The organism is Nostoc linckia z4 (assembly GCF_002608075.1).
Classification (GTDB): Bacteria; Cyanobacteriota; Cyanobacteriia; order Cyanobacteriales; family Nostocaceae; genus Nostoc; species Nostoc linckia.
The window spans coordinates 88283-111599 of the sequence record NZ_LAHA01000010.1 but is presented as its reverse complement, the minus strand read 5'-3'; the positions used below and the strand labels follow the sequence as shown (position 1 = coordinate 111599).

Here is a 23317-nt window from a genome sequence, read left to right as displayed (position 1 = left end):
AAAATCCGTCTTGAAAAGTTTAGATCGCCGGAAGCCGGCGCTCTAACTTTTCGCAAAATCTAAAATCTAAAATTCCTTTACCCACCAAAGGCGAAAGGAAAGGCTAGTTTCAGGGCGGCGGTTAATAGCAAGTTAACCAAACCAACTGGCAACAAAAACTTCCATCCTAAATCTAACAATTGGTCAATCCGTACCCGTGGTACTGTCCAGCGCAACAAAATGGCGATAAACACTAGTAGATAGGCTTTGAACACGGTCATGGTGATGCCCAAAGCAGCAGTTACTATTTGTAACACGGGGTCGGCTTCACTGATTCCTAGCCAACCAGCTATGAGGTTGAGGGGAATGGGAAAGTCCCAACCGCCGAGGTAGAGAATTGCTACTAGTAGGGCAGAAAGGATTAAGTTAACGTAGGAACCCAGGTAAAAAAGACCGAATTTCATGCCTGCGTATTCAGTCTGATAACCTGCTACGAGTTCTTCTTCTGCTTCGGGTAAGTCAAAGGGCAATCTTTCGCACTCAGCTAGGGCAGCTATCCAAAAAATCAGAAAACCGACTGGTTGACGCCAAATATTCCAGCCCAAAATGCCGTAGCCGGATTGTTGATTCACAATGTCAATGGTGCTGAGGCTATTAGACATCATAGCGATCGCTAACACTGCCAGCGCCAAGGGAATTTCATAACTAATGGATTGCGCTGCTGCCCGCAAGCCCCCTAAAAGGGAGTACTTGTTATTGGATGCGTAACCAGCCATCAACAAGCCAATGGGCTGAATGCTGGACAAAGCAATCCACAAAAATACACCCATACCCACATTGCTGATCACGATGTTCTGTCCAAAGGGCACAATCAGAAACGACAGAAACACCGGAATCACAACAATAATTGGCCCAAGAGTAAACAGCCAACGGTCAGATTGAGCTGGCACGATATCTTCTTTAAATACCAGCTTCAGACCATCCGCTACAGGCACCAGTAACCCAAAAGGCCCTTGGTATTCTGGGCCAATTCGTTGCTGTGCGGCGGCGGAAATTTTTCGTTCTAGCCAGGTAGCTACTAATACCCCCACTGTTGCCCCAATCAGCATTAGTACCATTGGCAGTGGCATCCAAATTGCTTTGGCTGTTCCTGCTGGTACTCCTAAATCCGTGAGGGATTGAATAAAAGTTCCTTGGAGGTCAATTCCTGAATTCATGTTTCCGCTCTTTAAGACATGAGTCTAAGTGAGTTACAAATATTACTAAATTAATATCTGTAAATTCACTAATTAATAAGTTTTGCCCAGATGAGGTCTGATTGAAGATTTGTTGCCAATTCCCATGTTTAGTATATCCTTGGATGGTTTTACCACCCTGAAGCGAGATGAGAACTTCTACTTATGGTTGGCATTGACGTTGGCTATTGAGTCGGGAGGTATGGGAGACGGGGGGACGCAGGGAAATGATGGAGATGAGGGGACAAAGGGACAACTTGCAACAAATCGTTTGTTCATCTTCTTTCCTCCCCGTGTCTCCGTGTCCCCGCGTCCCCGTGTCCTCTTTCCCATGCCCCAATATTAAGTTAACGTTGGTCAATGGGAATGTAACGAACTTCGTGATGACCGTTGTAAACTTGGGTGGGACGGAAAATGCGGTTTTCTGCTAGCTGTTCTTTCCAGTGTGCTAGCCAACCGGCAACGCGGGCGATCGCAAAAACTGGTGTAAACAAATCTGTGGGAATTCCCATTTTTCTGTACACCAAACCCGAATAAAAGTCAACATTGGGATAAATCCCTTTGGCACCGAGTTTTTCTTCTACCACTCGTTCCATTTCTTGGGCAATGTCATAGTACTTGTCATACCCAAACTTGTCAAACAATTGTTCGGCTAATTTTTGCAAAATTGTGGCTCGTGGATCTTTGACTTTATAGACGCGATGTCCAAAGCCCATAATCTTAGATTTACGTTGCAGACAGTCCTCAATGTAAGGACGGACATTTTCCACAGAGCCAATGTCTTCTAACATCTGAATGACTTCTTCATTGGCTCCACCGTGCAAAGGGCCTCCCAAGGTTCCCACAGCACTGGCAACCACAGCATAAGGATCGGTCAAGGTAGAAGCTGTTACCCTGGCGCTGAAGGTAGAAGCATTCATTGTATGCTCGACATGTAATATCAAGCAGATATCAAAAATTCTGGCTGCCAAAGGATCCGGTTCTTGCTCGTTGAGCATGTATAGGAAATTGGCAGAGTAGTCTAGGTCATCGCGGGGACGTACTGGGTCATTGCCTTTTCGCATCAGTTGGAACGCCGCCACCATTGTGGGAATGGTTGCTATTAAGCGCACCACAGAATCTCGAATATAGGCAGGATTATGTAAATCCCGGAGCGAATAAAACAACCCTAAAGCGGCAGCAGAGGCTTGTAGAGCATCCATTGGGTGACCGCTTTCTGGAAAGCATTTCATCATGTCACGAATGCGGTATTTTATTCGCCTGTGGTGAAGAACTTCATGTTCAAATGCTTGGAGTTCTTCTTTACTGGGCAACTCACCCCAGATTAAGAGATAAGCAGTTTCTAGGAATGTACTTTTTTCTGCTAGTTCCTCAATCCGGATGCCACGATATTCTAGTATTCCCTTTTGCCCATCAACATAACTGATACTGGATTGGGCGGCGGGAATGCCTTCTAGACCAGGCTTGTATTCGCACACCATCATGGCAACACCATTTATTTTTGAAATATCCGATCAAGTTAACTTACCAGAAATTTATTATCGCCATAACAGTAGCCCTTCTAACAACAATCGAAAATGTTGAAAAACTGCTATAGCAAATACTTGGGTGGTGTCAACCAAAACATCTGACTACGACCCAGAGGAGAACCACTTTCTGGTAGTTTTATCCCAATCATACCTGCTTTTTTCAAGACTAGGCTGGCTTTGACTTCCCCCCAGAGGAGAATTTCTGCCCAATTGGTTAAACCTGGTTCGTGTCCAACCAAGGCCAGTCGGGTATTTTGGGAATAATTTCTTGGCTCTAACCAATCTACCAGCCAACTAGAAATTTCACCTCCAAGAGCCAAGTGACTTGATTCCTCTAAGTGCGAACTTAATCCTGTTTCTATCAAGATTTCAGCCGTTTGTCGCGCACGCACTAAGGGGCTGGTAACAATCAAATCAAAGTTTAAATTTAATTTCAAAAGTTTTTGAGCAACTTTCTCAGTTTTTTGCCTTCCTTCTTTGGTAAGGCTGCGCTCCTCATCTTTGATGCCTAAATCTTTATCTTGGGCGATGCCATGACGAAATAGATACAGTTCCATATTTTGAATTTTATTAGCATACCTTGTGCTGAGTTATTTAGTTACTCTTATTGTGTATTTATCTATCCTAACTTTAACGATCGTTGTCAAAAAACAGAATTACTGTTAAAACGCTATTTACCACTGAGCAATTTGTCATATTCTGGATGTGACCTAATCAAAAACCAGACAAAATTACCATCTTCTTCTACAGCAAGCGCCCGATAATGTATACCAATACCAATACTTGTCGGTTAAGGGGAAAAGGGGAAGGGGAAAGGGGAAAGAAAAAACCTTTACCCTTTACCCTTTAACCCCTTCGGAGTTCGCCAGTCGCTCATGGGGGAAACCCCCAAGACCGCGCTGGCTCACCTTTTCCCAAAACCAAATTCCGAGTTGAAAATGCACAAAGCGAGCAGTATTGATACCAATACGCACTGACCAAAACTGACCAACTTTTTTGAAATGTAATGATGGATACTTGGGATCTTCCCGAAGCAACTCATAACATCGGTCAGCAAGCTGTTGGATATCAATTGGTAACTGGCGATAGTAATACCAAAAATCAGGGGTTGCTCGATGTTTCACAGGTCAGTACAACGCCCTTCTCGCAGATGTTTAAGTGCTTTCTGTGCCAATGCATCTAACCGACCTTCAGCCACATCTTTTTCAATCTGTTTATCCCAAGCTGCTGCATCGAATTCCGCAAACCAGACACGAAAAGCCGCAAGTTCCTCTGGTGAAAGTTGACTAACAGCGAATTCGATTTACTCTAGGCTACTCATAATCTAGGTAAATCAAGCTTGTCATTATCTAACTTAAATATACAAGGACTTCCGACTAAAATAGCTGAATTAATTTAAGCTAAATATTTTGGCACCATTCACACTGCTGAAATCTCTGTTTCAAAAATTGTTGATTGGGACGGCACATTTCATCTTTTGGTACTTGTAGTTCTTTTCCATCGATTATTTTATATTCAGTTTTTTGAAAACAGGGGAAAGATGTACCTTCGTTTACTTAGATTTAGATACGAACTAGATTCCTAATTCATTAATAAAAACTAAATTCCCGACTTTTTTTAAAAGTCGGGAAGGGATATTATGTAACGAAACACACTTTGGTTAGTACATGAGTTAGGAGTTCTCCACATCTCCCTCTCCTTCCACTACTCCGACTGAATCGGGTTATCTTTGGGGTTAACTAACCTCAGTAGTTTTTGCTTGATTTGAGCGTCGAATACTTCCCATTTCATCTTCGCATAGGCGGAATTTTCGTTACTGCCAGACAAGAAACCCATCGGAATTTCAAAGCCGCCTGCGCTTGTTCTTCCACCACCAAAAAAGCGCCCTGTACTATCTTGACCAAAGGCTTCTTTAATGAATTCATCGGGGTCAAGGGTGAGTTTGGTGGTTCTCAAGGAACCAATGACTATTTCTAATTCTTCGTCTTCATCGTGAACAATGCCGTAAACTACAGCAGTATGGACGTTTTCTTCGGTGACGAGAAAATCAGCTGCTTGGGGGATGGCGTCGCGGTCATCATAGCGCAGGTAACCGACACCAGCAATGGAAAAGTTATTTTGAACGATGCGGTTTTTGAGCGATCGCTCGATCACATCCATCACCCGCTTAGAACGATTCGCCTGTAAAATAGCGTTCAGCAGCTGAGCGTCATAAAATCGGCTTAAATATGCAGCTGCCATGAAATCTTCTTCTTGCGCTTGCATCAGCCGATTGGTATCGGAACGTAAGCCATGCATCAATGCTGTAGCACATTTTACGTGTTGATTGATGCTGCTATCTAATGCTAGTAATCCCGCTTGCAGATATTGAGTAAAAATTGTCGCTGTCGCTCGTACATAAGGACGAACATCGACAAACTCTGATTCAAGTTCGCCTTGTAAACTGTGATGGTCAATCAGCGCAACTAATGGAATTCCTGCTTGCTGAACTGCTGATATTAGCTGTGAAGTAGTTCCTTGGTTATCAATTAATACAAAACCTTGATAAGATGACAAATCTTTGGTTTTCAAGGTTTGCTGCGTCCAGCGTTGGATAGGTAAATTAGTGAGTCTAACCAAGGCAATATTTTCTTGGTGACTCAGAGCGCCAGCATAAATTATTTCACATTTGATATCGTATTGCTGAGCAATTAATTGATAAGCCCAGGCACAAGAAAGAGCGTCTGGGTCAGGAAAATCTTGCAAAATTACTAGTTGGCGATCGTGTCGGTGTGCTAGTAAAGTTTTTTGCAGTTCTTCTGACTTTTGTTGTGTCAGGGAATTACCACGCTGACTAAGATAGATAGCTCCTTCACTTAGCGATGGTTGTAATGATGGACTTTTAAGTGCAACTTCCACTGGGTCTTTCTCTATTTCAGCTTCCTCTGGGTTTGGCTCTGCGGTCAATGACAAACTCTCGAACTCATTAACGGGAGAATTTATGTACATAGGGAACTTTTTTTAAAGTCTGAGGCTCAATTTATTTAGAAACACTACAATCAGCGATTCACTCGAATTTAGCCACATTATTTCGATCTTCGCAAAAATATCCAGATATGACACTATATACCTAAGTATATTTTTTGTCAGTGACAGCCATCAGCAATTAACTACATTTGATTACAATGTATGAGAATGCTGGAAAAAAGTAAGTTTTCTATATCTGGGTTGATGTTCGAGCATAAACGAATTTTATGGCTTTTTTCTTTTCTAAAATTTGAACGATCGCGGTTTTTATTCCAGATTGATAACCGAACTTTAAAATTTATCTAACTTAGGGTATACTTTCCATCTAATACTTTAGACTTAGCCTTTGATATTTAAGATAATCTTATGTTCAATAGTCTCATTATTTTGACTATTGAGCAATTAATAATTATATCTTCAAGCAACAGAGCTTGTTTTGTGTTTTGTGTAAAAGGCAACTGGGCTGTGGATTAGGGTTAACTTATCCCCCGCTTGACGCAGCGAGGATTTCGAGTCATTAGTAATAATACTTATTATTTGTACTTAATGATACTTGTAACTAATAGCCAATGACTAAGACGGCGAGCGGCAATTCATCCCATCTCTGGCAGGAATGGGCTTTCTCGCGGTCTTTTGGGAATCGGGAGATGGGAGAGTGTGGAAACACAAGGAAAACTAATTGCCTGTTTTCTGATGTTTTTTTCGACGCACCCTAGTTTTTTAGCTTTTTATGCGGTATATTAGGAAGCTGTTGTCTTTTTTTGCTTGGATTTAGCCAAACTAGTATGTTAGCTTCTGCCGAAGGATGTCCCTCACAATGTCTGGACATAAACAACTCAGCACACAATTTGTCAAATACAAATTTGTGCGACTCGGCTTTAGCCTTATTTGCAAACCAAGCACAAAGGCAAAACTGTGACTATTGCTGTATGCTTTTCGGGCTACTGGGCTATGTCATATCAAAGTCCTATAACATATTTTTGCCATTCTGCGTGCAGTCCACTCTTGAGATGTTTACTGACCTCAAAATAAAGGCTGCTATAGGGTTGGCGAGGAAGATGGCGCAAAGGCATGTGAGCTTCGTGGGGAGTGCGACTACCTTTTTTAACATTGCAACGGACACAAGCTGTAACAATGTTCTCCCAGGTATCCCCTCCGCCGCGCGATCGCGGTATTACATGGTCTAAGGTCAATTCGTCTCCTGTGTAACCACAGTATTGACAGGCATGACCGTCACGATGCAATATATTTCGGCGAGTGAGAGGAATTTCTTTATAAGGAACGCGGACATAATGACGCAACCTAATTACAGTTGGCAGCGGGAAATCCGAATAAAGGAATTTACCGTTGTGTTCCACGCGTTCTGCCTTGCCCTTAATTAACAGAACCGCGGCGCGACGCCAACTCGTTATATTGAGAGGTTCGTAAGAGGCGTTTAATACTAAAACCTTCCCCATTGATCTGCGTTTAGGGTATTAGTTTTACATATATTAACACAAATATACTCTTCTAGGGAGATGATAAGAAATTATACTTTCGTGAAAGTAGGGCATAGGGTATGGGGCATCGGGCATCGGGCATAAGGAGATGGGGAAGTGTAGGGAGTGTGGGAGGAAAGAGAATTTATATTTCTCCCTCCTCTGACACCACGCACACCTCCCAATGCCCAATCCCCTATGCCCCATGCCCTAATAGCATCTTGTATGAATTCCAAGTCAGAGTTAAACTTCCTGTTTAATCTGATATCGCTCTTTAGAGGGTGTATAGATAATTTGGAAGTTGAGCTACGGTGGATAGGAGTCAGTACAAATGTTAAGTCGCAAGGAAATCCCTGGTGTAGTTCCTAATGAGCAATGCGATACCTACGCGTGGTTTTCGCAACGAGCTTGGGTAGAAATTGATTTAGAGGCGTTGTCGCACAATATACAACAAATAGTGCAATTTTTATCGCCACGTACTCAATTGATGGCAGTGGTAAAAGCTGATGCCTATGGACATGGGGCGGTAACGGTGGCTCAAACTGCAATTCAATCGGGAGCTAGTTGGCTGGGAGTCGCTACGGTTCCAGAGGCGATTCAATTGCGAGAAGGGGGGATTCAAGCCCCGATTTTGATTTTAGGGGCGACTCATACACCAGAGCAAATTCATGCGATCGCTCAATGGCAACTCCAGCCCACACTGTGTAGTCCGAAACAAGCTTTAGTATTTTCCAATACTTTAGAATCGATGAATTACGGTTCTAACATACCCGTACATATCAAATTAGACACGGGAATGTCTAGGTTGGGAACTAATTGGCAGCAAGCTGGTGAATTTGTGCAATTAGTACAGCGGTTACCACATCTTGCTATTGCCAGCATTTATTCTCATCTGGCAACGGCAGACGATCCTGATACTACTGTGATGAAGGAACAGCATAGACGATTTGAGGAAGCGATCGCTCAAATCAAAGCAATGGGAATCCAACCGCCTTGCTTGCACTTGGCAAATTCAGCAGCTGCACTAAAAGACCGAGCATTACACTACGATATTGTGCGAGTAGGTTTAGCAGTTTACGGACTTTACCCAGCACCCCATTTACAAAATGCCATCGACCTCAAACCTGTATTACAACTGAAGGCACGAGTTACTCAAGTCAAAACAATTGCCCCAGGAACTGCTGTCAGCTACGGACATAAATTTATTGCCCCACGCGAACTTCGTCTGGCTGTCGTGGGAATTGGCTATGCTGACGGTGTTCCTCGTAATCTTTCTAACAAAATTCAGGTGTTGATTCGCGGTCAGCGAGTGCCGCAAATCGGGACAATTACAATGGATCAATTGATGCTCGATGTGAGTGCCATACCTGATATTCAAGAAGGAGAGGTAGTTACCTTACTTGGAGAACAGGGAAAAGAAAAAATTTCCGCCGACGATTGGGCAGAACAATTAAATACCATTTCCTGGGAAATTCTCTGCGGCTTCAAACATCGTCTACCTCGTGTTGCGATTATGTAATGGGGCATGGAGCAAAACCCTTTGGGTAGGGAAAAGGGGAAAGGGGAAAGGGAAAAGGAAGGATCTTTTGTTTCCCCTTTGCCCCTTGCCCTTTGCCCTTTCCCCAAGGCGTTGCTATCTCCCTATTCCCAAAAATAATTTCTTATGGTACGATAATAGTCTATGCGGATGTGGCGGAATTGGCAGACGCGCTAGATTTAGGTTCTAGTTCCGAAAGGAGTGAAGGTTCAAGTCCTTTCATCCGCATTTTTAATCTAATCGCCGAAAACTGCATGAGCTAACAAGTTCATGCAGTAAATTTATGAGTTAATTTATCGTCAACTCCAAGCAAGAGAGTCAGTAGAGCTAGATTCTACTGGCGTTAGAGATTATTGTCTGTGTTTTTTAAGCTTGCTTGCGATCGCAAAAATAGGCTTAGCCCGCCGTAGGCATCGCCGAAATCATAATTGCACTCGCTAAAATAACAAATGCGTAGGCGTAGCCAACCGTAGGCATCGCCGAAATAACTACTGGAAGCGATAATTTTATGACTCAAGCCTTACGCAAACTAGTTACATTCGATGAATTCGTTGTTAAATACCCAGACAACTCTGGAAAACGCTATGAGCTGCATGATGGAGTAGTTACAGAGATGTCTCAGCCAACAGGTGAACATGAAGAAGTTATAGGTTTTTTGGCACTGAATATATCTATAGAAATTGGGCGACTAAAACTTCCCTACTTCATTCCCAAAACAGCATTAGTGAAACCGCTTGAGAGTGAATCAGCTTACTCGCCAGATGTGCTGGTATTAAACCGCTCCAATTTAGTCAATGAACCACTCTGGAAAAAAGACTCTACAGTAAGCCTAGCTAAATCTATACCATTGGTGATTGAAGTAGTTAGTAGTAACTGGCGTGATGATTATCTTACAAAAGTGGCTGCTTATGAAACAGTGGGCATCCCGGAATACTGGATTGTTGATTATGCGGCTTTAGGTGGTAGGCGGTTTATTGGCAATCCCAAACAACCGACAATATCAGTCTATTCATTGGTTGATGGAGAGTACCAAATCGACCAGTTTCGTGGAAGCGAACGCATTATTTCACCCACATTGAGAGAATTGAATTTAACTGTCGAACAGATTTTTCAAGCAGGAGATGTGCAAATCTAGGCACGACTGCACATAAATGAGAATATTGAATTTTTGCCATCGATGTTCGTAATTCATAATTATGTAGCGATCGCATCCTCGCGTTGCCTGAAACCGCTATTGGGCGATGTCTGGGTTGGGCTACGCTAAGGCATATTTTTGAAAATCAAGCGATCGCTGTTGGCTGTTACTCTGTGCCATCGGACAAATTTTTTGGACAACCAACTGTAATCAGTAAATTTTTTTATTAATATAAAATTTTACCTACATGATTCTTACTCCTAGATTCTGACTTCTGAATTCTGTTTTATTTTTTTCAGAAAAAATCAGTATTATTTCTGTGGTCACAACGGTAGTACTTAATCAAAAGTGGCTTTATATAGTACTGATATATTTAAAAGTTTGATTTTACTTAAGTGTAAATACAGTAGTTCAAAGATATTGTTTTAATAAAATCAGTATTATTTCTGTGGTCAGAATGGGGTTACTCAATGGAAAGTGGCTTCATCTAGTCTTGACATTTCTATGTCTTATTTTTCAAGAATGTCTATAAATCTCAGTAACAGGAAGTAAATTAATCACAATTTACGAATTTACTGAGATTTGAGCATTTGAGAATAACGCCCTTTTCGTTGAGTTTCACCACAAATCGAGAGGTCAAATTTGTGTACTTTAAAATACAAAATTTTGTCGCCTTTTACTTAATTTGAATTGTGGACAAGCTCTCTACGAATTTAGCTTACACATACTGTATTTAGCTGAGTAAAAGCAAAATGAGCACAACTCCTATAGGTAGCTACAAGTTGTTCCAAAAACTACATCCGCTATCTCTGTTGGCACAATTAACTAGTCGGCGTGCTACAGGTTGCTTAAGCGTATTTACTGGGATAGTTTATTGGTCAATTTATCTAGAGGACGGTAAACTTACTTATGCCTCCTATTCAGATAAACTGTTTGAGCGACTTGATAGTCATTTGCGGCGCTTGAGCCAGCAAATTCCTGCTCTCAACAGCGCAACTCGCATTCAGATGCGGCTGATGTTTGAGACGAAAAATGAACATCAATCAATACTAAATGCGGATTATCAAGCTATTTGCTGGTTAGTAAATCAGGATTTGATTACTCCTGTGCAGGCGGGAAATTTAATAGACGAATTAGCAAAAGAAGTACTGGAATCATTTCTGTGCTTAAAAGAAGGTAGCTATGAATTTAGTCCGGAGAATTCTTTGAATGAGCTACCAAAGTTCTGTCGCCTAGATTTACGGTTACTGGTGGAACATTGTCAAAAGCAATTAAGAAATCGGCAAAATATCCAGTCATCAATTCCTGCTGGTGCTAGTTCTCAAGTTTTGCCACAATTGCAAATTAAACTTGGGCAAAAATCCCCCAGACAAATCAATTTTGATATTTCTGAGAATAATAATTTAGTCACTGAATTACCTGTTGGCAAAACTACATATACAATTGCCTGCATTGATGATAGTCAAACAGTGTTAAATTCCATCAAGCATTTTTTGGATGAAAACACATTTTCAGTTGTAATGATTAACGATCCAGTAAAAGCTTTAATGCAAATTCTTCGGAGTAAACCCGATTTGATTTTGCTAGATGTTGAAATGCCTTCTTTAGATGGCTATGAACTATGTTCGTTATTAAGAAAGCATTCTGCTTTTAAAAATATACCTATCATTATGGTTACTGGCAGAACAGGATTTATTGATAGGGCAAAGGCTAAAATGGTTAGGTCATCAGGTTATTTGACCAAGCCATTTACACAGTCAGAATTGTTAAAAATGGTTTTTAAATATCTTGATTAAGAGTTCAAAATTCAGAATTCAGGAGTCAGAAGTCAGAATTTAGGAGTCAGGAGATATGAGAGAGAGGGCGAAGACATTTCAAGACTTGATAGTTTGGCAGAAAGCTCATCAATTTATTTTATTAGTGTATCCATTTACTGCGGAATTTCCGAAATCAGAAATATATGGTCTGACTTCTCAATTTAGACGGGCAGCAATTTCTATACCAGCAAATATAGCAGAAGGATTTAAGAAAAAAGGACTAGCAGATAAAGTACGTTTTTTGAATATTGCACAAGGTTCTTTAGAAGAATGTCGTTATTATCTAATTCTTTCAAATGACTTAGAATATGGTGATATTTCAGCATTAAAACTTCAATTTGAAGAAGTTAGTAAGCTACTAACAAGCTATGCTAATTCAATTCTGAATTCTGACTCCTGAATTCTGACTCCTGAATTCTGAGTTCTGAATTCTGACTCCTGAATTCTTATACCATTTATTTGTAGGAGATTTTATAGTGAGCCTAACTTTACTTGGCACAATTTTAATTGTAGAAGATTCTCCCAGCGAATTGGAATTAATGAGCCATTATCTCAAAGAAAGTGGTTATAACGTAATTAAAACTACTGGTGCAAAAGAAGCTTTGGAAAAAGCTGTTTTAGAAAAAATAGATGTAATTGTTACTGATGTTGTCATGCCAGAAATGAGTGGATTTGAGTTGTGCCGTTCTTTGAAAAGAAATCCAATTACGGCAAAAGTACCGATTATAATTTGTAGTTCTAAAAATCAAGAAATTGACCGATTGTGGGCGATGAGACAAGGTGCAGATGCTTATATAACTAAACCTTACACCCGCGAACATCTTTTACGCACTATTAAATCAGTGGTAGTTTGAATCAATGACTAGTACAAACATTACACTTTCCCCAAAACCAACCGAAAATAACTTAGCAGACGGTTATTTAAAATTTCAGCTAAATCAACAGACTGGTGCAGTTTTATCAATGAAGCATACTCAAGAAGCAATTCTTGTGCCTATTGAGTCTGTGACTTCCATGCCTAATATGCCTCCTTGTATATTAGGGTTAATGAATTGGCGCAGTCGGATAATTTGGGTAGTTGATTTGCCAAGAATGCTGAATTTAGAATCTCTTGATTATCGAGTGCGGCAGTATAGTGCGATCGTTATCCGAGTAGAATCACTTTTGTTAGGCTTAGTTGTACAGGAAATCAAAGGTACTATTAGGTTTGTTGCTGATGAAATTCATTCTCCCATAGGACAAGTAGCATCGAGTTTAGTTCCTTATTTATGTGGGTGTGTAGTGCAACAAAAAGAAATATTACTGGTGTTAGATTCCCAGGCTATTGTGCAGTCTTCAATTCTTCGCAGTGATTAGGTAAAAAATCAGAATGTAGAATTCAGAAATCAGGAGTAAAAATTCAAAATTCTTTATAAGAAATAAATTTTAGCGTACTTATTCACATGTTGGAGAAATAATCTTATGTTTAATAAAACTAACACTAATAATGGTAGTAGTCCTCAAAATAGGACATCGCTGATTTCGTCTCAAAAAGTTACTGGAAGTGTAGTGAAGCTGCCCAATAAAGTTACCACTGAAACTGCTAGTAATTCAGGTAATCAAGCTTTTGGCTATTTCACAAGACTGAGTTTAGTTAAGAAAGCAACAATTTTGGCGATCGCCATTGGTACACTACCAGTATTGGCCATAGGTGCTGTGGCTTTTGGCTTTGCTAACAAATCCATTACCAAGCAAATCACCCAGTCTCAACAAGCCCAAGCCACTGGTTTAAGCGATAAAATCAACCGTTTCATGTTGGAACGTTATGGAGATATTCAAGTAATATCTAGTTTGCCATTTTTGACAAATTCTCAAGCTAGCAACACCACCACTAATCAAGAAAAGCAAGCAGTATTAAATCGCATTGTGGAAGCTTACCAAGCTTACGATAGTGTTGCTATTTTCGATCGCCTTGGCAACTTAATTGTTCAATCTACAGGCGAAGTTCTGGAAAACCAAAAAGACGAGAGTTATTTTCAAGAGGTTCTGCAAAAAGATGCTCCTGTTATTAGTAATCCAGAGACAATAACCAATACTGGTGCAGTGAATATTTATATTGCAGCACCGATTAAAAATACATATACAGGTCAAACCATTGGCGTAGTTAGGGCACAGCTGCCCGGTAAATCTTTAGATGAAGTCATCAAAAATTACGCAGTCAATGGACAAAAATATCAATTGCTTGATGCAGCGGGGACAATTTTTTTAAGTCCGCAACCAAAATTATTGGGTAAACAAGCAAAAACAGAATATCGCAATTTAGCTAAACTGCTAACCGCAAAAAAAGTAGATAGTTTTATTGAAGTTCCTAAAAATTATCAAAAACAACAATTAGTTAGTTACGTTCCATCAACTAAGTTCAATGGACTGCCTGATTTAAATTGGCAGGTACTATTATCTACAGACACAGCAATTGTATTTGAACCGCAAAGACAATTGTTATGGATTATAGGCATAGGTACGGGATTAACAGCTTTGATTGTTGCAGCGATCGCATCTTGGTTAGCTAAACGAACTGCACAGCCCATTCTGAATGCAACTGCGGCATTAACAAAGCTCAATCAAGGCAAATTAAATACCCGTTTAGACACTGCAAGAGGAGATGAATTAGGGGTATTAAGTGCAAATATTAACCAGATAGCCGAACAATTAGAGGTCTTATCTCAGGAACAAGAACTAGATGTAGAAGACACAAATTTACTAACAGATATTACCCTAAAAATTCGTAAAATTCTGAAACCTGAAGAGATTTATCAAACAGCAGTTAAAGAAGTTCATCGAGAAATTAAAACAGACCGGGTAATTGTTTATCGTTTAAACTCTGATACTAAAAATGGTGTCGTTGTTGCTGAATCGTTAAGTGGCAATTGGCCAGAACTTATGGGAGTGCAAATCGACGATCCTTATTTTTGGGAACACCATGTAGAAAATTATCAAGATAACCGATTGCAAGCAGTTGCCAACATTTATTTAGACCAAAACTTGAAAAATGCTGATAGTTATATTCAACTATTAGATAAATTTGCCGTCAAAGGTTATCTGATTGCACCAATTATTATCCAAGAACAAATTTTCGGCTTATTAATCGCTCATAATTGCCAAACTTCTCGTGTTTGGCAACAACCGGAAATTAATTTGTTTCAACAGATAGCAACTCAAATCGGTTATGCATTAGAACAAGCGAAATTACTAGAACAAATAGAACAAACCAAAAATGTTGTACTCAAAGGTTCTGATGATGAACAGCAAGAAAAAGAAGTACTGCAACAACAACTTTTAGAACTACTCGATGACATCGAAGGTGCAGCCACAGGTGACTTAACAGTGCGTGCAGACGTGACTGCTGGAGAAATCGGTACTGTTGCCGACTTTTTCAACTCCATTGTGGAAAGTCTGCGTGACATTGTTACCCAAGTCAAACAAGCAGCTACTCAAGTAAATAGTGCCATCGGCTCTAACGAAGGAGCTATTCGCCAACTAGCAGAAGAAGCACTCACCCAAGCAACTCAAATCAACTGTACTCTCGATGCTGTTGACCAAATGACCAAATCTATGCAAGCCGTAGCCGAAAGTGCCGAAAAAGCAGCTTTTATTGCCAACGATGCTGCTCACAACGCCACTCAAAGTGGGCACGCAATGGATTTGACAGTACAAAATATCCTGTCTATGCGAGAAACAGTCGCGGAAACTGCCAAAAAAGTTAAGCGTCTGGGTGAATCTTCACAACAAATTTCTCGCGTGGTTTCATTAATTAATCAAATCGCCATTCAAACTAACTTGCTTGCCATTAACGCCGGTATTGAAGCAGCCCGCGCGGGTGAAGAAGGTCAGGGTTTTGCTGTAGTTGCAGAAGAAGTCGGGGAATTAGCAATTCGCAGTGCCGCCGCAACCCAAGAAATTGAAGAAATTGTGGGGAATATTCAACGAGAAACTAGCGAAGTGGTGCAGGCGATGGAAATCGGCACTACCCAAGTGGTAGAAGGTACTCGAATTGTAGAGGAGGCAAAAGAAAGTCTAAGTCAGATTTTGGATGTATCGCGTCAAATTGACTTCTTAGTGCAGTCGATTTCCACTGCAACAGCATCTCAAGTAGAAACATCACAAAGTGTCAGCCAATTGATGAAAGACATCGCTGCAGTATCACAACGTACTAGCGATTCTTCTGTACAAATTTCCCAATCTCTGCAACAAACTGTGGAGATTTCCCAGCAATTGCAAGAGACTGTAGGAACATTTAAAGTTAGTTGAATTTTGTGATTAGTCATTAGTCATTGGTCATTAGTCATCAGTTAATAACCAATGCCCCATGCCCAATGCCCCATGCCCCAAAATAAAAACCATGCTAAATGACAAAGAATTAGAAATTCAGATGCAGTTTCTGGAAGAAGCAATTGATTACTTGAATACTCTCGAAGGAGTATTGCTGGAAATTGATACTAGTAACCGCATTGATTTAGATAAAATTAATGCTGCTCTCAGGGCTGCTCATTCTATTAAAGGTGGTGCGGCGATGATGGGATTTAAATCCCTCAGCGATTTATCCCATCGTTTAGAAGATTCTTTTAAAGTTTTAAAAACTCGAAAAAATTCTTTAGAAATTGATACTCAGTTACAAAGTTTATTGCTTTCTGGTGTTGATTGGTTGCGTCAAATTGTGGAATTGCTGGCACAAGGCAATGTAGTTGAAGAACAGTGGTTAGCAACTTTTTGTTACCCAATTTTTGATGAGTTGCACGAACGCTTGGGTGACCCCAGTCCTGAAGATGCAACAACCATGTTATCTCCAGAAGATGGGCAAGATGTTATTCCTTTGCTATTTGAAACAGAAGTAGAGGAATGTTTGCAGCGCTTAGAATCTGCGTTGGCAAATAGCGACCAGTGTAATTTACAAGTAGAATTTGCGGTGATGGCGGCGGAATTGGGCGGTTTGGGGGAAATGCTGCAATTACCGGCTTTTAGCAAACTTTGTGAATCAGTAACTCAGCAATTGGCCACTGCAAGCAGCGATGTCTCCGACAACTCCTTTGGGGAACGCATTTATGAAATTGCTCAGTTAGCATTGCAAGCATGGCGGCGATCGCAAGCTTTGGTACTGACAAATCAATTGGATAATTTACCTACAGAAATTCAATTCAGTAATTATACTCAATCTCAGCCAATATTAAAAACAGAAGAAATACCAAAATTTATCGCCAAAGATGCAACTGACACACATATCCTAGAAACAGAAATTCTGTCATCATCTACAGAAACTAGCAATAAAGATGAAACAGTCGCCGCCAATTTTATATTTTTAGATGCAGAATTTAGTGAGGATGTCAATGCTGTAAATATTACAGAGCAAAATACTATATTTGCCAGAGAAAATCATACTACAGACGGTAAATTAACTGTTGGCAAAGAACGAGAAATTCAAGAAAATACCGTTCGAGTCCCCAGCAAACAACTCGAACAAATCAATGATTTATTTGGGGAATTAATTGTTCAACGTAACGGTTTAAATGCCCAATTAGAAAGATTACGCAAACTCGTGCGAAATCTTAACCAACGAGTGCAAATTCTCGATAGAGAAAACCAAGAATTGCGTACAGCTTACGCAAAATTTTCAACTCAATTTGCCGTGGTTGGTGGTGGACAGTTGCCAGTTGAAAATGGCAATCATGTACCAGAAACAGAGAGTTTAGGCATGGATCGCCATAACGATTTAAGCTTGCGATCGCAGGAAGTTATGGAAACCATTGTTCAACTGCAAGAAGTCACAACTGACGTGCAATTAAGTGTAGACGATACAGACCAAATTGCTCGCAAGTTAAATAAAACATCAAAACAATTACAAACAAAACTGAATCATATCCGGATGCGGCCGCTGTCTGATTTAGTTGACCGTTTTCCCAGAGCTATACGTGATTTAAATGTAGAATATGGAAAGAATGTACAATTAAAAATTGAAGGCGGCAATACTTTAATTGAACGCAGCATTTTAGAAGCATTAAATGAGCCTTTGATGCACCTATTAAGGAACGCCTTCGATCATGGAATCGAAGATGCTGCTACCCGTCGCCTCCTTGGTAAACCAGAACAAGGATTAATTGAAATTAAAGCAACTCACCATAGTAATCGCACCCTGATTAGTATACGCGATGATGGTTGGGGCATTTCTTTAGAGAAAATTCGCACCCGCGCCTTAGCTATGGGATTAGATGCTTCTCTGATTACTAATGCTAGTGATGATGAACTGTTGTCACTAATTTTTGAACCAGGTTTTAGCACTTCCGACCAAGTAACAACATTATCAGGTCGCGGTGTTGGCATGGATGTGGTTCGCAACAATTTGAAATTGATTCGAGGAGATATCAAAGTTGATACCGAACCGGGAGTTGGTACTACCTTCACTCTTTCAGTACCATTTACACTTTCTGTAGGACGAGTATTGCTAGTAGAAATTAACAAAATGCTATTGGCATTTCCCACAGATGTGATTTCCGAAATATCCCTACTACAAAACGAGCGAGTTTTCCAAATGGCGGGTAGTGAAGTCCTCAATTGGCAGGGAACAATGTTACCACTAATTCGCTTGAGTCGCTACTTACAATTTAATTGCTTGCGTTATGATAGCGCAGAACTAGAAACTCCAGCAGCAATTAATGTTAACAGCGTCTTAGTAGTTAAAGGTAATAATCAAACAGTAGCAATACAAATAGACCGTTGTTGGGGCGAACAAGAAGTTGCTATTCGTCAAATTGAAGGAAATATACCTCTACCTCAAGGCTTTAGCAACTGTACAATTCTGGGAGATGGTCGAGTAGTACCATTAGTTAATATCAATGAATTGCTGTATTGGATTGCTAGTAATCAGCGGACTCCTAGAGGGACTCAATTACCATCAGCAAGATTAAAAACACCGTTCTTGATATTTGATGAAGAAAAAATATCAGCAGCCTCTACCAAATTTAAAGGCACAATTTTGATTGTAGATGACTCAATTAATGTTCGCCGCTTCTTAGCTTTAACCTTGGAAAAAGGAGGCTATCAAGTAGAACAAGCCAAAGACGGTCAAGATGCTTTAGAAAAACTCCAAAATGGTTTGAGAGTTGAAGCAGTAATTTGTGACATCGAAATGCCTCGTCTTGATGGTTATGGCTTTTTAGGTAAGGTTAATTCAGACATTGAAACAAAAAATATTCCCGTGGCGATGCTAACTTCCCGTAGTAGTAATAAACATCGACAACTGGCTATGCAATTAGGTGCAAGAGCCTACTTTTCTAAACCGTATAACGAACAAGAATTACTGCAAACCTTGGAAGAAATAATTCATAATGTTGCACAAAAGGCAGCATCTAATTAAGCTGGGGACTGGGGATTAGCGACTGGGGCAATTATGGGCTAATAGCGTTCAGAGATTTTTGTAGTGTGCGTTACCCCAAAGGCGTGACGCACCGCTTGTTTTAACTTATAGCCCAATACAGTTCAGTTAAGCCTTTCTTTCTTTCTTCTCTTTGCGTCCTTCTCTGACGAGACGCTGCGCGAATGCGTCCTTGGCGGTAGCCTGCGGCAAGCCGCTACGCGTCTACGTTAAAAAAATTGAATTTGACCAAGAGTTTTAGCCTTAACTGAACCGTATTGACTTATAGCCCACATTTTGGACATCAATAAGTATTATTTTAAACTACATAAATTAAAAGAAAACCTAATAATTTGTAAGCTTACAGCAATTTTCAGGTAAATATACCACGTGCTAGGAGTGCAAGGCTTTGCGCCCTTAAGACAGATGTGGTTCAAATAGATGGAAATTGCTGTAAATAATCGTGGTAGCCCGAATTAAAATTTTAAAAATATTTTTTTGTTCACAGAACGATCGCCAATCGGATTCCTATAGAAATCTACTGTAGATTGTAAATTATGAATTCAGAATTATGAATTAGCATGACCAAGTATTTCCGCTCCAATGTTGATGCAATGGCTAGCTATGTTCCTGGCGAGCAGCCTCAGCGTGGGACGCAGATTATCAAACTCAACAGTAATGAAAACCCTTATCCTCCCTCCCCTGCGGCATTAGCTGTGCTGCAAAATATTAATGGAGAATGGTTGCGCCGATATCCACAACCTTTCGGGGAGGAATTTCGCCAAGCTGCTAGTAAAGTGTTGGGAGTTCCTAGTGATTGGATAATTGTCGGAAATGGCAGTGATGAATTGTTAAGCGTAGTGATTCGAGCCTGTACTGAACCTGGACGCCAAGTAGTGTATCCAATGCCGACTTACGTGCTGTATCGCACGTTAGCCCAAATGCAAGATGCGGATATTACTGAAATACCATACGGCGAAGATTATATTTTACCCCTTGAAGAATTGATTGCTGTCAATGGCTCTGTAACATTTATTGCTTCACCTAATAGCCCATCGGGACATGTAGTGCCAATAGATGACTTACGAAAACTAGCCAGCCAGTTATCTGGAGTTTTAGTTATTGATGAAGCTTATGTAGATTTTACAGAAGAGAGTGCATTGACTTTAGTCAACGAATATGAAAATGTGATTGTGATTCGGACACTTTCTAAAGGCTACTCATTGGCTGGATTACGATTAGGATTTGGGGTAGCGAATCCCAAGTTGTTACATGGATTATTTAAAGTTAAAGATAGCTATAACATAGATGCGATCGCCTGTGCAATTGGCACTGCTGCAATTACAGACCAAGCTTATAAAAATGCTTGCGTAGCAAAAATTAAAGCATCGCGCACTCAGCTAGCAGCAGATTTGAAACAATTAGGTTTTCAGATTTGGGATTCCCAAACTAACTTTTTGCTGGCACAACCTCCAGCAGGAAACGCAGAATATCTCTATGAAAAACTCAAGGAACAGGGAATTTTAATCCGCTACTTTAAGCAGCCAAGATTAGAGGATAAATTACGCATCACTGTTGGCACTGATGAACAAAATCAGGCTTTAGTGGAAGCGCTGATTTATCTGGTGGGGACTGGGGACTAGTGACACAGCAAGGAAAGGCCTAAAACCTCAGCTACACCTTAAATTTTGACTTCTCTGCTTCTGAAAAATTGCTTGTTCAAGAACTTTATTTTCTTAACACTGCACTATCTATATATAGCGTGGTATGTCGCGCCAGAGAATCTCTTGACTCAAATGAAAAGGCGATCGCAATCTCGATCGCCTTTTTCTCTAACAACTGATCTCTGCACTGACTTCTTTGAAGAAGCCTGTAGTTCTGGTGCATTTGTTCATCCGTCACAGGCAATAAGGGATTGATTGGCAATTGTTAAATTGTGACTCAATAGTTATACATATCGCGCTGAATAGGTAAAGACATCGCGACCTTTTCCTCTCCCTTTTCCTCTTACAAAGGTAACAGTCCAATCATCTTCCGGTGACGCTGTGTCAGTAAGGTTAAAATCGTAGTTTGCATTTCCAATTTTTGCTGGGAAGCCTCCCGAAATAGTTTCAGTTTGACTAGGAGAAAGTTCCTCAACATAACAAAAGTTAGTAATCATTTTGAGCGCTCCTTTGGTAGGAATGTATTAAATTTCCCAAAAGACAGAAGAGATTAACTCAAATTTCTCAAAACTTGGTTGCTCTTGAATGAGCTAAATAGCTCTTCTTGTCTTTTTGTAGCTGCTCTAGGTTTTTTGAGTCTAACCCTCTTTCAAGAAATATTTCTGTTTCTTTACATTCATTAGGAATGCGTAGACACTGCATAGGCTTTTCGTCAGACATAGCTTTCCTGGAACGCTTCTGTCACTTTCGGAAAACAACAAACGAATACAGACTCTGGAGCTTTGATAGAACCAAAGTTTGAGGCTTTATTTTCTAACATGAATTAAAGTTTTCAGCCAAATGGTAAAACACAAAGCTTCAAAAGGCTTTCATGAATTTGGTTCTCCCGATCTGACAGAAGAAGGCTAGGACGATCTACTACTATTACCTAGAACCAAGACATGATGACAAGTATTTCCAAAGTCAAAAACGTACTTCTACCATCTACTATTAGCAGTAGAAGCAGAAGCAAGTCAATCTAAAAAAAACAGACTAACTCCCTTCTGTATAAAAGAATGGAAATATTTCCCTTATCTACAACGGGAGAGGTCTTTAGTTTAACTTAGTTGACCTACCTAGCATTATTTGGGAATTGGATTTGCAATAGATAGTCTATTTGTTAGATTTTTTAAACCATTTCCGTCTCTATTTCCGTCGTCTATAGGAGGTTGATCGGGACTACTTTGACCTCCAGATAAAAGCTGCTGTTCTTCTGTGGTTAACTCCACAAGTAAATCCAATGTACTGATTAGCTTTGACATTATTAATTACCTCACTTACTTGATAAGGTGATTATCACCTTCACTTGACTATAAGAAAATTTTGTCCTCAGTTCATAAGTCAAAAGGTGGAACTAGATTTTACCTTTGTTCTACCTTTTGATATTTTCAGCTAAGAATTGTTAACAAAAAAATAGTGATTTAGAAGACAAAGATTGAGTAATTAATTGAATAGAATGAAGGCGATCGCAGTTCCAGAGGATCTTTAGAAAGTCGCTAGACCAAAGATTTCTGCAATGCCTTCTGGTAGCTTGTCTTTAAGAGACGCTAACGCGAACCCCGATGGCGGGCGTAGCGATCGCTAAAAAATAGTAGTTTATGATACAGTTTTTTAGAAACTGTACAAAAGTTGATTTGTAAAGGAAATAATAAACCAGGCTTATAAAAGCCGAGCTAAAGCTTCCATTAGAAAACTATCTTCTAAATCCATAGAACCGCCAGGTAATTCTAAAACTGTTTTTCGTATACCGTGACGATATTGTTTGACTAAAACAACTTCCTCATTTAAATTGCAACAACATTTACCCAAGTTGGATATTCAAAAACATAAAAAGGCTCAACGATTTTTCCTTCAGGCATTTGACAAGTATCAGCCCGCAGCTTTAGCCACTTATCTTGTACCAAATATTTAGAACTTAATAGAGTCCAATCAAGCGAATCCATGTTAGTTAATAGCTAGTAATTATTTCTAATGAATTTAACTCAGGTAAAGGTAGCGCTATCGCCATTGGCTGTTCAAGCTGTCGCCAAAACGGAAATGGTTCTTGACCAGTACAATCAGCAACAAATAGGGTCATCACAGTCCCGTGGGAGACAATCATCACATCGCCATCTGGGGTTTTGGCAAGAATATTTTTTATAGTTTGTTGAAAACGTTGAAAAGCTCTGGTTGCTGTTTCTAATCCCATGACTAGTTTATCTGGTGTGGCGAAAAATGCTTCTAAAGTTTCAAAAAACTTTTTTTCTTCTACGAAACCAAAATTGCTACGGTCGCATTCATGTAATCCTTCAACAATTTCCACAGCCAAATTAAATTTCTGGGCAATAATTTGGGCTGTCTCTATAGCTTTTGGTTCTCTACTGGTAGCTATTATTCCAGGGTGGAAATTTACTAATTTATCCGCTAATAAATGACAGCGTTGTTGCCCTTCTAATGACAAACGCCACTCTTTAGCAGGAATATGTTCTATTTTTTCTGGAAGTGAATGTCTAACTAGAATTAATCTTTGCACGCTGT

22 protein-coding genes and 1 tRNA gene are annotated in these 23317 nt (G+C 40.0%); 12 read left to right on the top strand and 11 right to left on the bottom strand.

From position 1 onward, the window contains the following. Positions 1-77: 77 nt before the first annotated feature. A complete protein-coding gene (gene nuoH / locus VF06_RS10895) occupies positions 78-1196 on the bottom strand; it encodes an NADH-quinone oxidoreductase subunit NuoH (RefSeq protein WP_099068030.1) in 1119 nt (372 codons plus the stop codon). A 124-nt stretch (positions 1197-1320) separates the two neighbouring features. On the opposite strand from nuoH, the gene VF06_RS10890 reads away from it, so the two are divergent. Next, positions 1321-1560 (top strand): hypothetical protein, encoded by a 240-nt coding sequence (locus VF06_RS10890; protein WP_099068031.1) that lies wholly within the window; start codon positions 1321-1323, stop codon positions 1558-1560. Between the two features lies 1 nt (position 1561). On the opposite strand, the gene VF06_RS10885 is transcribed toward VF06_RS10890, so the two are convergent. The 5 genes from VF06_RS10885 to VF06_RS10860 all read right to left on the bottom strand — a co-directional run bounded on the left by VF06_RS10885 (position 1562) and on the right by VF06_RS10860 (position 7206). Further along, positions 1562-2698, bottom strand: coding sequence for a citrate synthase (locus tag VF06_RS10885; RefSeq protein WP_099068032.1), 1137 nt, complete (start codon positions 2696-2698; stop codon positions 1562-1564). A gap of 107 nt (positions 2699-2805) precedes the next feature. After that, on the bottom strand, positions 2806-3300 hold the full coding sequence (gene sixA, locus VF06_RS10880) for a phosphohistidine phosphatase SixA (protein ID WP_099068033.1): 495 nt from the start codon (positions 3298-3300) through the stop codon (positions 2806-2808). 282 nt (positions 3301-3582) lie between these two features. Then, complete coding sequence (locus VF06_RS39095; protein ID WP_100793658.1) at positions 3583-3867, bottom strand: hypothetical protein; 285 nt, start codon at positions 3865-3867, stop codon at positions 3583-3585. A gap of 580 nt (positions 3868-4447) precedes the next feature. Continuing rightward, positions 4448-5731 (bottom strand): DHH family phosphoesterase, encoded by a 1284-nt coding sequence (locus VF06_RS10865; RefSeq protein WP_099068034.1) that lies wholly within the window; start codon positions 5729-5731, stop codon positions 4448-4450. 977 nt (positions 5732-6708) lie between these two features. Continuing rightward, a complete protein-coding gene (locus VF06_RS10860; RefSeq protein WP_096537994.1) occupies positions 6709-7206 on the bottom strand; it encodes an HNH endonuclease in 498 nt (165 codons plus the stop codon). Between the two features lie 101 nt (positions 7207-7307). On the opposite strand from VF06_RS10860, the gene VF06_RS39090 reads away from it, so the two are divergent. The 3 genes from VF06_RS39090 (at position 7308) to VF06_RS10850 (ending at position 8992) form a co-directional block, all read left to right on the top strand. Next, positions 7308-7487: a hypothetical protein gene (locus VF06_RS39090; RefSeq protein ID WP_143861678.1), complete on the top strand. Its 180-nt coding sequence runs from the start codon at positions 7308-7310 to the stop codon at positions 7485-7487. A 71-nt stretch (positions 7488-7558) separates the two neighbouring features. Then, positions 7559-8746 carry an alanine racemase gene (gene alr / locus VF06_RS10855; protein ID WP_099068035.1) on the top strand — a complete coding sequence of 396 codons (1188 nt, stop codon included), beginning with the start codon at positions 7559-7561 and terminating at the stop codon, positions 8744-8746. A 164-nt stretch (positions 8747-8910) separates the two neighbouring features. Beyond that, positions 8911-8992, top strand: a tRNA-Leu gene (locus VF06_RS10850). 115 nt (positions 8993-9107) lie between these two features. Here the strand turns inward: VF06_RS10850 and VF06_RS40595 are convergent. Then, entirely contained in the window at positions 9108-9281 is a 174-nt protein-coding gene (locus VF06_RS40595; protein WP_180267349.1) for a hypothetical protein, read from the bottom strand. Between VF06_RS40595 and VF06_RS10845 the strand changes: the two genes are divergently transcribed. From VF06_RS10845 to hisC, 8 genes are all read left to right on the top strand, one after another. After that, positions 9273-9899: a Uma2 family endonuclease gene (locus VF06_RS10845; protein ID WP_099068036.1), complete on the top strand. Its 627-nt coding sequence runs from the start codon at positions 9273-9275 to the stop codon at positions 9897-9899. The two genes, VF06_RS40595 and VF06_RS10845, sit on opposite strands and share 9 nt — an antisense overlap. Positions 9900-10651: 752 nt before the next feature. Further along, positions 10652-11695 carry a response regulator gene (locus VF06_RS10840; RefSeq protein WP_099068037.1) on the top strand — a complete coding sequence of 348 codons (1044 nt, stop codon included), beginning with the start codon at positions 10652-10654 and terminating at the stop codon, positions 11693-11695. 55 nt (positions 11696-11750) lie between these two features. Beyond that, on the top strand, positions 11751-12116 hold the full coding sequence (locus tag VF06_RS10835; RefSeq protein WP_099068038.1) for a four helix bundle protein: 366 nt from the start codon (positions 11751-11753) through the stop codon (positions 12114-12116). A gap of 76 nt (positions 12117-12192) precedes the next feature. Continuing rightward, positions 12193-12570: a response regulator gene (locus tag VF06_RS10830; protein WP_099068039.1), complete on the top strand. Its 378-nt coding sequence runs from the start codon at positions 12193-12195 to the stop codon at positions 12568-12570. A gap of 4 nt (positions 12571-12574) precedes the next feature. Then, positions 12575-13072, top strand: a complete 498-nt coding sequence (locus VF06_RS10825; protein WP_099068040.1) for a chemotaxis protein CheW — start codon at positions 12575-12577, stop codon at positions 13070-13072. A gap of 105 nt (positions 13073-13177) precedes the next feature. Continuing rightward, positions 13178-16003 (top strand): methyl-accepting chemotaxis protein, encoded by a 2826-nt coding sequence (locus VF06_RS10820; RefSeq protein ID WP_099068041.1) that lies wholly within the window; start codon positions 13178-13180, stop codon positions 16001-16003. Positions 16004-16094: 91 nt separating this feature from the next. Further along, positions 16095-19100 (top strand): hybrid sensor histidine kinase/response regulator, encoded by a 3006-nt coding sequence (locus VF06_RS10815; protein ID WP_099068042.1) that lies wholly within the window; start codon positions 16095-16097, stop codon positions 19098-19100. A 578-nt stretch (positions 19101-19678) separates the two neighbouring features. Continuing rightward, on the top strand, positions 19679-20740 hold the full coding sequence (gene hisC, locus VF06_RS10810) for a histidinol-phosphate transaminase (protein ID WP_099068043.1): 1062 nt from the start codon (positions 19679-19681) through the stop codon (positions 20738-20740). Positions 20741-21045: 305 nt separating this feature from the next. Here the strand turns inward: hisC and VF06_RS10805 are convergent, their stop codons facing one another. The 4 genes from VF06_RS10805 to VF06_RS10795 form a co-directional block, all read right to left on the bottom strand. After that, a complete protein-coding gene (locus tag VF06_RS10805) occupies positions 21046-21258 on the bottom strand; it encodes a hypothetical protein (protein WP_099068044.1) in 213 nt (70 codons plus the stop codon). A gap of 624 nt (positions 21259-21882) precedes the next feature. Beyond that, positions 21883-22062: a hypothetical protein gene (locus tag VF06_RS10800; protein ID WP_099068045.1), complete on the bottom strand. Its 180-nt coding sequence runs from the start codon at positions 22060-22062 to the stop codon at positions 21883-21885. A 522-nt stretch (positions 22063-22584) separates the two neighbouring features. After that, entirely contained in the window at positions 22585-22743 is a 159-nt protein-coding gene (locus VF06_RS40590; RefSeq protein ID WP_180267348.1) for a hypothetical protein, read from the bottom strand. Positions 22744-22748: 5 nt separating this feature from the next. Next, positions 22749-23312, bottom strand: a complete 564-nt coding sequence (locus VF06_RS10795) for a histidine phosphatase family protein (RefSeq protein ID WP_099068046.1) — start codon at positions 23310-23312, stop codon at positions 22749-22751. Positions 23313-23317 lie beyond the last annotated feature (5 nt).